The following is a 12,545-nucleotide window of genomic DNA, read 5'->3' as shown; positions in this document are numbered from 1 at the left end:
TTACCTATATCGTTCAGCAACCAGGCAGAGAGAGAGTATGAACGCCTTAACATCCGGAGCAGCAACCGGTGGGAAAAGCTTTGGCGAAATACTCAACCGTTTGCGTACTAACCCTAGAATTCCTTTGCTAATTGCTTCAGCAGCCACCATTGCAATTGTTGTGGCATTATCGCTTTGGGCTCGTAGCCCTGATTATCGCGTGCTTTACACTAACCTCAGTGAACGTGATGGCGGCAGCGTTGTTTCTGAACTGGGTAAGATGAACATCCCGTACCGCTTTACAGAAAGTGGTGCCGCCATCATGATTCCGGCGGATAAGGTTTATGAAACCCGGTTAAGACTCGCGCAACAAGGTTTGCCTAAAGGTGGCGCGGTCGGGTTTGAATTGCTCGATCAAGAAAAATTCGGCATCAGTCAGTTCAGTGAGCAGATAAATTATCAGCGCGCATTGGAAGGCGAGCTTGCTCGTACCATGGAAACACTTGGGCCGATTCAAAACGCGCGTGTCCATCTGGCTATTCCTAAACCCTCGTTATTCGTCCGCGAGCAGAAATCCCCGTCTGCGGCGGTTACCATTACTCTTCAGCCTGGACGTGCTCTGGACGACAGCCAGATCAATGCGATTGCTTATTTGGTATCAAGCAGCGTTGCTGGCTTGCCTGCTGATAAGGTCACTATTGTTGATCAAACAGGTAAATTGCTGACTCAAAATGATGGGTCGGGCAGAGACCTCAATGCAGCGCAGTTAAAATACACAAATGAAATAGAAAATAACTACCAGCGCCGAATTGAGGCGATCCTTTTGCCTGTAGTTGGCGCAGGAAACGTCCATGCGCAGGTAACAGCTCAGATTGATTTTGCCAGTCGTGAGCAGACGGATGAGCAATACCAACCTAATCAGCCGCCTAATCAGGCAGCTGTACGTTCGCAACAGGTAAGTCAGAGCGATCAGCGTGGTGGCCCTAACGTTGGCGGTGTACCGGGCGCGCTATCAAATACGCCCACTCCGGCGCCAACTGCTCCGATTTCTACGCCCCCTGCGGCAAACGCCAACGCGAATGGCAATACAACGGCAACAGGTACGAATACCCAGACATCCACCACGGGCAGCTCGGCTAGTCAAACGTTAAACAGCCGTCACGATCAGACAATAAACTACGAAGTCGATCGTACTATCCGCCATACCAAGCAAAATACAGGTAATGTTCAGCGCCTGTCGGTGGCTGTGGTTGTAAACTACACAGCAGGTACGGATGGTAAACCCGCAGCAATGAGCGATGAACAGCTCAAAAAAATTGAAGCGTTGGTTCGTGAGGCAATGGGCTTCTCAAACGATCGCGGTGACTCATTAAATGTTGTAAATACTCCCTTTACCATTACGGACAGTGCTGCGGGTCAGTTACCTTTCTGGCAGAAGCAAGCCTTCTTTGACCTGTTGATTGAAGTAGGTCGCTGGTTGCTCGTACTGATTGTTGGCTGGATTCTGTATCGCAAATTGGTTCGTCCACAGCTACAACGGCGCGCTGCGCTGCAAGAAGCTGCTGTGGCGGCAGCCTCTTTACGTGGACAAGATGATGGCGTCAGCGTGACCATCAACAATATTGAAATGGAGCAACAAAGGAAATCCGAACAGCGCGTTCATACTGAGATGCACAGCCAGCGTATTCGTGAACTGGCAGAAAATGATCCTCGCGTTGTCGCCTTGGTAATCCGCCACTGGATGAGTAATGAACTATGAGTCTGACAGGTACAGAAAAGAGCGCCGTGTTACTGATGACCATCGGTGAAGACCGTGCGGCAGAGGTTTTTACACACCTTTCAACCCGAGAGGTGCAACATCTCAGTACCGCGATGGCGAACATGAAACAAGTATCTCAGACAGAGTTGCTTGAGGTGCTGCGTGAGTTTGATGTAGAAGCCGAACAATACGCCGCGCTGGGTATTAATGCCGGTGAATATCTGCGCTCTGTACTCGTCAAAGCATTGGGTGAGGAACGTGCTTCAAGCTTGCTGGAGGATATTCTCGAGAGCAAAGAAACCTCTTCGGGGATGGAAACGCTCAACTTCATGGAGCCTCAGAGTGCCGCTGACCTTATCCGTGATGAGCATCCACAGATTATTGCGACAATCCTTGTCCATCTTAAACGCGCGCAGGCGGCGGATATTCTGGCCCACTTTGATGAGCGTATGCGTAACGATGTCATGCTACGTATCGCCACGTTTGGCGGCGTACAGCCTTCGGCATTGGCTGAATTGACCGAAGTGCTCAACGGGCTTCTGGATGGTCAAAACCTGAAACGCAGTAAGATGGGTGGTGTGCGTACTGCGGCTGAAATCATTAACTTGATGAAAACGCAGCACGAAGAAGCCGTTATTGATGCCGTGCGCGAATTTGACGGCGAACTGGCGCAGAAAATCATCGACGAAATGTTCCTGTTCGAAAATCTGGTCGAAGTGGACGATCGCAGTATCCAGCGCCTGCTTCAGGAAGTGGAGTCCGAGTCTCTGCTTATTGCACTGAAGGGTGCAGAACAGCCATTGCGCGAGAAATTCCTGCGCAACATGTCGCAGCGTGCAGCAGAAATCTTGCGCGACGACCTGGCAACTCGCGGCCCGGTACGTATGTCTCAGGTAGAAAACGAACAGAAAGCCATTTTGCTCATTGTACGTCGTCTGGCAGACAGCGGCGAAATGATTATCGGTGGTGGCGATGACGCGTTTGTCTAATTATTCCAATAATCTTGACTGGCAACTCTGGAAGCTTGATGACTTATCAGCACCATCGTCGCCGTCTGTGAATGAAAAACCATCGTCGGCCTCATCGTCTTTACCGGCGCGAGCAGAAGGCAGTGATGGCGATGAATTCTTTTCCATGACTGACTTCCAGCAGCCTGAAGATGACCTTGCAACTTTGCGTGAGCAAGTGTTGCAACAAGCCAGAGAAACAGGATTCAACGAAGGGAAGCAGCAAGGTTACGCCGCAGGCTATCAAGACGGCCATCATGCGGGTATGCAGCAGGGGTTGCAGGATGCAGCACAGCAGCAGCAACCCGTTATTGCACAAATGCAGCAGATGGTTAATGAATTCCAGCAAACACTGGACGCGCTTGATAGCGTTATCGTCTCTCGGCTGATGCAACTTGCGCTAACCGCAGCAAAACAGGTTCTTGGCCAGGCCCCTATCTGTGACGGTACTGCGCTGATGAGTCAAATACAGCAATTGATTCAACAAGAGCCGATGTTTAGTGGTAAACCTCAACTGCGTGTGCACCCTGCCGATTTAGCGCGTATTGAGCAACATCTGGGCCCAACGTTGAGCATTCATGGCTGGCGCTTATTGGCTGATAACCAATTACATCCTGGCGGATGCAAAGTCAGTGCTGAAGAGGGCGATCTTGATGCAAGTCTCGCGACTCGTTGGCACGAGCTCTGTCGGCTGGCAGCCCCAGGAGAACTCTGATGACGGTGCGCCTCTCTCGTTGGCTTTCTTCTATCGATTCATTTGAGAAGCGTATTGCGAATACGCCATCAATACGACGTTACGGACGCCTGACGCGTGCAACTGGCCTGGTGCTTGAGGCAACAGGTCTGCATATGCCATTAGGCTCAACTTGCCTGATTGAGCGTCAAAATGGTAATCAAATCGAAGAAGTAGAAAGCGAGGTAGTCGGCTTTAACGGTCAAAAACTGTTTTTGATGCCACTTGAAGAGGTCGAAGGCATCATCCCTGGCGCTCGGGTTTATGAGCGGGTGGGGATTTCCGGTGGAAATCAGGGTAAACAATTACCGTTGGGCCCAGCGCTGCTTGGGCGAGTATTGGATGGTGCTGCCAAACCGCTTGACGGTTTACCCACACCGGATACGGGCTATACCGCACCGCTGATGTCCACGCCCTTTAACCCATTACAGCGTACGCCGATTGAGTATGTCCTGGATGTTGGCGTAAGGGCGATTAACGCATTGCTGACCGTTGGTCGCGGCCAGCGTATGGGTTTATTTGCTGGCTCTGGGGTTGGTAAAAGTGTGCTGCTGGGTATGATGGCCCGCTATACGCAAGCCGATGTTATCGTTGTCGGCCTTATTGGTGAGCGTGGCCGGGAAGTAAAAGATTTTATTGAAAATATCCTAGGCACAGAGGGGCTGGCGCGTTCGGTCGTTATCGCTGCGCCTGCGGATGTATCGCCCCTATTGCGTATGCAAGGTGCCGCTTATGCCACGCGTATCGCGGAAGACTTCCGCGATCGCGGCCATCACGTGCTCTTGATTATGGACTCATTAACACGTTATGCGATGGCACAGCGTGAAATTGCATTGGCTATCGGTGAGCCCCCAGCGACCAAAGGCTATCCACCTTCTGTATTTGCTAAACTGCCCGCTTTAGTTGAACGCGCGGGTAACGGTATTTCTGGCGGCGGGTCGATAACCGCGTTCTATACTGTATTAACAGAAGGCGACGACCAACAGGACCCGATTGCAGACTCGGCGCGCGCAATTTTGGACGGCCATATCGTTCTGTCTCGGCAATTGGCTGAGTCTGGGCACTACCCGGCGATTGATATCGAAGCCTCGATTAGCCGTGCAATGACGGCATTGATAGATGAAAACCACTATTCTGCTGTAAGGCAGTTTAAGCAGTCGTTATCCAGCTATCAGCGTAATCGTGATTTGATTAATGTGGGTGCTTACGCATCCGGTAGCGATCCGCTACTTGATCGTGCTATACAGCTTTATCCGCATATGCAGGCCTTTTTACAACAAGGTATGTTTGAGCGAAGCTCATTTGAGGATTCCTGTCAGGCACTGAACAACATTTTCCCGTATAATCGGTAGGAGTGCGCATGAGAGCTCAGTCTACCTTCATCATGCTGCGTGATTTAGCCCAGAAAGAAGTCGATACGGCAACAACGCAGTTGGGACACGTGCAAAAAGCCTATCTACAGGCAGAAGAACAACTTAACATGCTATTGGGTTATCATGATGATTATCGCCAGCGCCTTAATGAGTCGATGTCTGAAGGGATGGCCAATACCGCGTGGCAGAACTATCAGCAATTTATTTTGACGCTGGAAAAAGCCATTGAGCAACATCGCCATCATTTATTAAATTGGTCATCCCGGTTAAATCAGGCAACCAAGACATGGCAGGAAAAGCAGCAGCGCTTGAATGCGTTTACTACGTTGCAGCAGCGTGAACAGACCCGGCTGCAGGCGCATGAGAATCGCCAAGAGCAAAAGCGGATGGATGAGTTCGCCCAACGAGCATCAATGAGGAAAACATAATTATGAACTTGCCAGCAATGACTGCGACGACTGTCACTAATACAACTGATGCAAGCGCAACCACGCCTCAGAGCAGTTCTTTACTGGCGCTGTTGGGTAACGATGCCGCTCTACCTGAAAATTTTGTTCAACTGTTATCGCAAAAATTATCGGCATTACAATCATCACGTAAAGTTGCCGTCAGCGATCAGGAGAGCGCCGAATTTAAAGATGCATTGGCGAAAAGCGGCATTGATGCAAACAGTGAAGAGTTAAATTCGATTCTGACCGCACTAACGAGCGGAACGTTGACCGTTTCCGACCTGCAGGCAGATCATTCGCTGGAGTCTTTACTCGCGAAATCACAGAAAAAAGCCGACGTTAAAGACGAGAAAACCGTCAATAATGATGCTCTGGCTATGCAGGCGCTGTTTGCGATGATACCACAGCAAACGATAGCGAAAGCGCCAGCTGTCGAAGCGGGTAATATGTTGTCAGACGGATTGGCGACGTTCGGCACGGTGAAAAATGGCGCTTCAGATAATAATGCGCTGCTCAATTCGCTGTTATCCGGGAAAAATGCCCTTTCTCAGACAGACGTGTCACTTGATGCATCCGATAAGTCTGGCGGCTTACTTGTACCATCTGCTCTGAGTACAAGTGCGGCGACTGCCAGCACAGCGGTTGTGCCTTCGCCAGCCAAGGGCTCATCGGCGGTATTAGGCGAGAATACTTTTAACGCATTGAGCGATAATAATCTGCTCTCCTCACGTAAAGATGACAGTATCAGCAACCCTACGGCAGCATCAGCGCCTGCAGATGCAACGCTTTCTTCATCGATGCAAACGCTATCATCGCTGTTTGCGAATAATGCCGCACCGACGCAACCAGCTGCGCAGCATCTCACCAGCCAGATTACTGCTCCGGTAGGGACGCAGCAGTGGAATGATGCGCTGGGCCAACAAGTGGTGATGTTTACCCGCAATGGCCAGCAAACGGCTGAACTTAAACTTCATCCCGAAGAGTTGGGTTCGCTGCATATCATGCTGAAAATTGAGGATAATCAGGCTCAAATCCATTTAGTATCAGGAAGTAGTCAGGTGCGTTCTGCTCTGGAGTCGGCGTTACCTCACTTACGCAATGCTATGGCTGAAAGTGGTATTAATCTTGGCCAAAGTAGTGTTGGCGCTGATGCGGGGAGCTGGCAGCAATCACAACAGCAGTTGGCCGGGAATACCGGGGGCAATGGCAGCAACAATGCGTCATCTTACCAACAGCAGTTTGGGCAATCTGAACGCACAACTGAATCGGTGAGTGCACTGCCTGTTCCTGCGACATTGCAGTCAATCGCGACAGGGCGCAATGGCGTGGATATATTTGCCTAATAAACAAGTTAACGCTTTTTTTATTGTTTATTCACTGTATTGACATGATGAATAGACGGGATAATCGTGATATCACGTATTTGTTTAATGCTGAAATAGTCATTAAATACTGATAAATAACAGGATATATCATTGGCTACGTCTAATAAGAAAGCTCAGTCGGGCGGTAAAAAGCGGTCCATCTGGCTGATACTCTTGATTGTTATCGCTCTGGCAGCGACTGCCGCAGCGGGTATCGGCTGGTGGTTATTGGGTCATAAACAAGCGGATACAGCATCTCATGAGCCGCCGCCGCCGCCCGCGCCGGTGTTCATGCCTCTGGATACGTTTACTGTTAACCTGCTGTCTGCGGATAATAATCCAGACAGAGTATTGTATGTAGGCATTACATTGCGTTTGCCGGATGACGCCACCCGTGCACGCCTAACTAACTATCTGCCTGAGATTCGCAGCCGTCTGATTATGCTGTTTTCACGCCAAAGCTCATCAGTACTGGCTACAGAACAAGGTAAACAAAAGCTGGTTGAAGAGATCAAGCAGGTATTAAGCCCACCGCTGGTTCCTGGTCAACCTAACCAGGTCGTCAGCGATGTCCTGTTCACTGCTTTCATTTTGCGGTAATCACTATGGGTGACAGTATTCTTTCGCAGGCAGAAATTGACGCCCTGCTAAACGGTGACAGTGGCGACAGTAGCGCTGATGCTAATAACGCTGCGTCGCAAAAAGATGGGGATGTCAAACCCTATGATCCCAATACACAACGCCGCGTTATACGTGAGCGTTTACAGGCACTGGAAATTATTAATGAGCGCTTTGCTCGCCAGTTCCGTATGGGGTTGTTCAACCTGCTCCGTCGTAGCCCTGACATTACCGTTGGTGCCATTAAAATTCAGCCGTATCATGAGTTTGCGCGTAACCTTCCCGTTCCGACCAACCTTAACTTGATACACCTTAAACCCTTGCGCGGTACTGCACTGTTTGTGTTTTCGCCAAGTCTGGTTTTTATTGCGGTAGATAACTTGTTTGGTGGTGATGGTCGCTTCCCCACCAAAGTTGAAGGGCGTGAATTTACCCATACCGAGCAGCGCGTTGTTCGGCGTATGCTGAAGCTGGCACTGGAATCCTATAGTGATGCCTGGAATGCCATTTACAAGCTGGATGTCGAATATGTTCGTTCTGAGATGCAGGTCAAATTCACCAACATCACTACATCGCCGAACGATATCGTTGTGACAACACCATTTCATCTGGAGATTGGTACATTAACCGGTGAATTCAGCATCTGTATTCCGTTCTCGATGATTGAACCATTACGCGAGCTATTGGCTAACCCGCCGCTGGAAAACTCGCAACAGGAAGATCAGCATTGGCGTGAAACCCTGGCAAAACAGGTACAGCATTCAGAGCTGGAGCTGGTGGCTAATTTTGTTGATATTCCGGTTCGATTGTCAAAAGTATTAAAACTCAAGCCTGGCGATATTTTGCCGATTGATAAACCCGAACGACTGGTCGCTCACGTTGATGGTGTTCCGGTACTGACTTGCCATTACGGTACATTGAACGGCCAGTATGCCTTGCGCGTTGAACATTTGATAAACCCTATTTTAAATTCGCTGAATGACGAGGAACCGCTCAATGAGTGACATCAAGAAACCGTCCGAAGAAACGGATTCCGTGGACGATCTGTGGGCTGATGCATTTAACGAGCAACAGTCAGCAGAAAAAGAAAAAAGCGCGCCCGCCACCGACGATATATTCAAAAGCTTTGACGTGCAGGATAAGCAAGGTTCAATGCAGGACATCGACCTGATTTTGGATATACCGGTTAAACTGACGGTAGAGCTCGGGCGCACCAAGATGACAATTAAAGAACTGTTGCGCTTATCGCAGGGTTCTGTGGTGGCGTTGGATGGTCTTGCCGGTGAACCGCTGGATATCATGATCAATGGTTATTTGATAGCGCAGGGGGAAGTCGTCGTCGTTTCTGATAAGTATGGTGTACGCATCACGGATATCATCACACCATCAGAACGTATGCGCAGGTTAGGGCGTTAATGGCAGTAGCCAGTTCAGCGACATCCACAACCTTGTCAACCATTCAGCAGCCCCCAGCGGCTGCTGAATCTGTTATTTCTGGCGGTGCGCTTGTCTCTCAGGTTGGTACGGCACTGTGCGGTGTCTTACTCCTGATTTTGTTGGTAGCCTGGGTGGTGCGAAAACTTGGCCTGGCTCCACAAACGAAACATAACAATGTGTTAAAGGTGGTATCGTCCTGTTCGGTAGGTCAGCGAGAACGCGTTGTTGTCGTTGAGATTGAGGGCAACTGGCTTGTTCTGGGTGTCACATCACAGCAGATAACCCCGCTTCATACCTTACCTGCACAGCCCCTTGACACGATCAGCACGACAGAAAAGATAGCATCCGCTGATTTTCTCCAATTTCTCAAGAAAGCGACAAAACGCCCGGAAAAAAACGAATGAGTACCCCACTGTTTCGGCGCTCTTTTTTTGCGTGTCTGCGTCTACTACGCTATCCGATTGCCGTCATGTTACTGTTGGTCACGCAACAGGCATTAGCCCAATTACCAGGTATCGTCACTCAGCCGCTGCCTAATGGCGGCCAGACATGGTCTTTGCCAGTCCAAACGCTGGTTTTCATCACATCGCTAAGTTTCATTCCCGCCGTATTACTGATGATGACCAGCTTTACGCGCATCATCATTGTGTTGAGTTTGTTGCGTAACGCCTTGGGTACCCCCACGGCACCGCCCAACCAGGTCTTGTTGGGATTAAGTCTGTTTTTGACATTCTTTGTGATGTCGCCTGTACTGACCCGTGTTTATGATGAGGCGTACAAGCCGTTTAGCGAAGATAAGATCAGCATGGAAGTGGCTATCGATAAAGGCGCGCAACCTTTACGTGAGTTTATGTTACGCCAGACGCGAGAGGCTGATTTGGCCCTGTTTACCCGTCTGGCGCAAATTCCTTCATTGCAAGGGCCTGAAGCTGTGCCAATGCGTGTCCTTGGGTAATCCCCCCGAAAAACCAGTGCATGCATAAGTAGAATTTTCTCCTAACCTGAATGCAGGGGGATTTCTATGAAACGATCACGTTTTACTGACAGTCAGATCATCACCATTCTCAAACAGGCTGAGGCGGGTACGCCGGTTCCTGAACTGTGCCGGGAGCATGGCATCAGCAGTGCCAGTTTTTATAAATGGCGCTCAAAGTTTGGCGGGATGGATGCTGCACTGATGAGCCGACTGAAAGAGCTTGAAGAAGAAAATCGCCGACTAAAAAAAATGTATGCTGAAGAGCGTCTGAAGGCCGAAATTATTCAGGAAGCGATGGCAAAAAAGTGGTGAAGCCATCAGACCGGAAGCAGATGGCTCTGCATGCAGTTGAACACCGGGGATCAGTATCCGTCTGGCCTGTCAGCTCTTTGTCGTCAGCGAATGTTGCTACCGATACAGGCGCTTACTGAGTCAGGAAAATCAACGGATTGCTGACTGGCTGGTGCGCATCACGGACAGCCAGCGAAACTGGGGCTTCGGCCTGTGTTACCTGTATCTGCGCAACGTGAAAGGCTTTGTCTGGAACCACAAGAGAATTTACCGGATTTACTGCGAACTGTCGCTGAATATGCGGATAAAACCTAAAAAACGGTTGAAACGTGAAAAGCCGGAACCACTGAGGGTCCCCACTGGCAGTAACGAGAGTTGGTCAATGGATTTTATGCATGATCAGTTGTCAGATGGTCGCTCCGTTCGTCTGCTGAATATTATTGATGATTTCAATCGCGAGGCCCTGGCAATAGAGGTCGATTTTTCCCTTCCGGCCAGTCGGGTAGTCAGAACTCTCGAACAACTGATTGAATGGAAAGGGAAACCGGCATCGATTCGATGTGACAACGGACCAGAATATGCAGGTAACACTCTGATAGTATGGGCTGAACGACAAAATATCATCCTCAATTTTATTCAGCCGGGGAAGCCACAACAGAATGCGTATATTGAGCGTTATAACCGGACAGTGCGTTATGACTGGCTGGGGCACTATCTGTTTTATTCGCTGAGTGAGTTACAGGAATACGCCACACAATGGCAATGGTTCTATAATCACGAACGACCGAATATGGCACTGAATGGCTTCACACCAATGCAGCATATTCAGCGCTTATCTGATTCTACTTATCTGCCCGGTTAAAAATGGGGGGATTACCCTTGTACCCGCTTATGTCACCAGTGAATTGAAGACTGCATTCCAAATCGGTTTTACCATCTTCATTCCATTTTTACTGATAGACCTGGTCGTCGCGAGTGTATTGATGGCTCTGGGGATGATGATGGTGCCTCCCGCAACCATTTCGCTACCATTCAAATTAATGCTGTTTGTCCTGGTTGATGGTTGGCAACTGCTGTTAGGGTCATTGGCTCAGAGTTTCTATACCTAGGTGTATTACAGTAGTTAAGTAAAATCATACAGTTGTATTAGATACGCGTTTACACCATTAAGGAATGCGGGTATGACACCTGAATCTGTGATGGCTTTAGGCTACGAAGCGATGAAAGTCGCGCTGATGCTGGCTGGGCCGCCGCTGTTGGCTTCACTGGTCAGCGGCTTGATAATCAGCATGCTACAAGCGGCGACACAAATTAACGAAATGACACTGTCTTTCATTCCCAAAGTGCTGACGGTATTTTTCACTCTGGTGATATCCGGCCCCTGGATGCTGAGTGTTATTCTGGATTATATGCGTACCATGCTCAGTCAGTTTCCCCATATGCTTGGATAATTATGGTTACGCTCGGTAGCATTGACATGATTGGCTGGTTTAACCAATTTTTCTGGCCATTAGTCAGAATACTGGCGTTAATCAGCACAGCCCCTATCTTCAGTGAACGCGCTATCGCACGCCGGGTGAAAATCGGCATGGGGGTTTTAATCACCCTCGTGGTTGCGCCAACTATTCCCGCGTCCCCCATACCCGTGTTTTCTGCCTCCGGCATCTGGATGCTGTTTCAGCAAATACTTATCGGCGTCGCACTGGGGCTGGTCATGCAATTAGCGTTTGCCGCTATCCGGCTGGCCGGGGAAATTATTGGTTTGCAGATGGGGCTCTCTTTCGCCACATTTTTTGACCCAAGTGGCGGCCCTAACATGCCTGTCGTGTCACGATTTATGAACTTACTGGCGCTGTTATTGTTTTTGAGTATGAATGGCCATCTGTGGCTTATCTCTATGCTGGTCGATAGTTTTCACACGTTGCCAATCAGTGCCGCCCCGATCCATAGTAATGTCTTCCTGGCTATAGCCGAGGCTGGCGGGAAAATTTTCATCAATGGTCTGACACTGGCGCTCCCTTTAATTACACTGTTGCTGACCATCAACATGGCCTTGGGCTTATTAAGCCGCCTGGCCCCTCAGCTCACCATTTTTGCCATTGGCTTTCCTATCACGTTATTCAGCGGTATTAGCGCGCTGGGTTTCCTTATCTTTCTTATCTCTCCCTATACTGAACGACTTTTTGGCGAAACATACGATGCGATTGCCGACCTGTTGAGCCGGTTTTAGTCTGTAAGCCAAATGCATCTCTCTCGTTGAACGAGACGAATGAAACGCCGTCGCTGCCGGCATTCTGCTCTCCTGGCTCTGCTATACCCGAACGTCAGGCCTATTGCATGAGGGGGTATAAGGCAGAGCCATATGGGAAGTCGGCCAGGAGAGCGCCAATACGATTTCTATACCCCTTATGGGGATGAAGCGGTACTGCTTTATTTCCCACGGGTACTACCCACATTCTCCCTGCGTCGCGTTTACCTGATCCATGGTTGGGCGTAGTGTGATGACCGGACTGGCATCAGCCAACGCGAAGGCTATAAGGCCGTTGGCTGATGTCGTTA

13 protein-coding genes and 3 pseudogenes are annotated in these 12,545 nt (G+C 49.6%); all 16 read left to right on the top strand.

Annotated features, from left to right (window positions below; all coding sequences use genetic code 11):
• Window positions 1-37: 37 nt before the first annotated feature.
• The gene (fliF, locus tag O1Q98_RS04750) at window positions 38-1,738 is read left to right on the top strand and encodes a flagellar basal-body MS-ring/collar protein FliF (protein ID WP_125258964.1); all 1,701 of its coding nucleotides are present in this window, start codon (window positions 38-40) and stop codon (window positions 1,736-1,738) included.
• Window positions 1,735-2,727 carry a flagellar motor switch protein FliG gene (gene fliG, locus O1Q98_RS04745; protein ID WP_125258965.1) on the top strand — a complete coding sequence of 331 codons (993 nt, stop codon included), beginning with the start codon at window positions 1,735-1,737 and terminating at the stop codon, window positions 2,725-2,727. Before fliF ends, fliG begins: the two co-directional genes overlap by 4 nt.
• Complete coding sequence (gene fliH, locus O1Q98_RS04740; RefSeq protein WP_416232411.1) at window positions 2,702-3,460, top strand: flagellar assembly protein FliH; 759 nt, start codon at window positions 2,702-2,704, stop codon at window positions 3,458-3,460. The genes fliG and fliH overlap by 26 nt, the downstream gene beginning before the upstream one ends.
• Window positions 3,460-4,830 carry a flagellar protein export ATPase FliI gene (gene fliI, locus O1Q98_RS04735; protein ID WP_125258966.1) on the top strand — a complete coding sequence of 457 codons (1,371 nt, stop codon included), beginning with the start codon at window positions 3,460-3,462 and terminating at the stop codon, window positions 4,828-4,830. Before fliH ends, fliI begins: the two co-directional genes overlap by 1 nt.
• A gap of 8 nt (window positions 4,831-4,838) precedes the next feature.
• On the top strand, window positions 4,839-5,279 hold the full coding sequence (gene fliJ, locus O1Q98_RS04730; protein ID WP_125258967.1) for a flagellar export protein FliJ: 441 nt from the start codon (window positions 4,839-4,841) through the stop codon (window positions 5,277-5,279).
• A 2-nt stretch (window positions 5,280-5,281) separates the two neighbouring features.
• Window positions 5,282-6,643 (top strand): flagellar hook-length control protein FliK, encoded by a 1,362-nt coding sequence (locus tag O1Q98_RS04725; RefSeq protein WP_125258968.1) that lies wholly within the window; start codon window positions 5,282-5,284, stop codon window positions 6,641-6,643.
• A 132-nt stretch (window positions 6,644-6,775) separates the two neighbouring features.
• Complete coding sequence (gene fliL, locus O1Q98_RS04720) at window positions 6,776-7,264, top strand: flagellar basal body-associated protein FliL (protein ID WP_125258969.1); 489 nt, start codon at window positions 6,776-6,778, stop codon at window positions 7,262-7,264.
• 5 nt (window positions 7,265-7,269) lie between these two features.
• Entirely contained in the window at window positions 7,270-8,286 is a 1,017-nt protein-coding gene (fliM, locus tag O1Q98_RS04715) for a flagellar motor switch protein FliM (RefSeq protein ID WP_125258970.1), read from the top strand.
• Window positions 8,279-8,698, top strand: coding sequence for a flagellar motor switch protein FliN (gene fliN / locus O1Q98_RS04710; RefSeq protein ID WP_035340947.1), 420 nt, complete (start codon window positions 8,279-8,281; stop codon window positions 8,696-8,698). The genes fliM and fliN overlap by 8 nt, the downstream gene beginning before the upstream one ends.
• Entirely contained in the window at window positions 8,698-9,123 is a 426-nt protein-coding gene (gene fliO, locus O1Q98_RS04705) for a flagellar biosynthetic protein FliO (RefSeq protein ID WP_125258971.1), read from the top strand. Before fliN ends, fliO begins: the two co-directional genes overlap by 1 nt.
• A 65-nt stretch (window positions 9,124-9,188) precedes the next feature.
• Window positions 9,189-9,668, top strand: a pseudogene (locus tag O1Q98_RS04700) (flagellar type III secretion system pore protein FliP); the annotation flags it as partial.
• Between the two features lie 72 nt (window positions 9,669-9,740).
• Window positions 9,741-10,848: pseudogene (locus tag O1Q98_RS04695) on the top strand (IS3-like element ISKpn20 family transposase).
• A 16-nt stretch (window positions 10,849-10,864) separates the two neighbouring features.
• Window positions 10,865-11,095: pseudogene (fliP, locus tag O1Q98_RS04690) on the top strand (flagellar type III secretion system pore protein FliP); the annotation flags it as partial.
• A 72-nt stretch (window positions 11,096-11,167) separates the two neighbouring features.
• The gene (gene fliQ, locus O1Q98_RS04685; RefSeq protein WP_125258973.1) at window positions 11,168-11,437 is read left to right on the top strand and encodes a flagellar biosynthesis protein FliQ; all 270 of its coding nucleotides are present in this window, start codon (window positions 11,168-11,170) and stop codon (window positions 11,435-11,437) included.
• Between the two features lie 2 nt (window positions 11,438-11,439).
• The gene (gene fliR / locus O1Q98_RS04680) at window positions 11,440-12,216 is read left to right on the top strand and encodes a flagellar biosynthetic protein FliR (RefSeq protein ID WP_125258974.1); all 777 of its coding nucleotides are present in this window, start codon (window positions 11,440-11,442) and stop codon (window positions 12,214-12,216) included.
• 132 nt (window positions 12,217-12,348) lie between these two features.
• Entirely contained in the window at window positions 12,349-12,483 is a 135-nt protein-coding gene (locus tag O1Q98_RS04675) for a hypothetical protein (RefSeq protein ID WP_269975650.1), read from the top strand.
• Window positions 12,484-12,545: the final 62 nt, after the last annotated feature.

The sequence above is a fragment of the Dickeya lacustris genome (genome assembly GCF_029635795.1).
GTDB lineage: Bacteria > Pseudomonadota > Gammaproteobacteria > Enterobacterales > Enterobacteriaceae > Dickeya > Dickeya lacustris.
The sequence above is the reverse complement of the archived record's forward strand: the minus strand, read 5'-3'. Positions and strand labels throughout refer to the sequence as shown.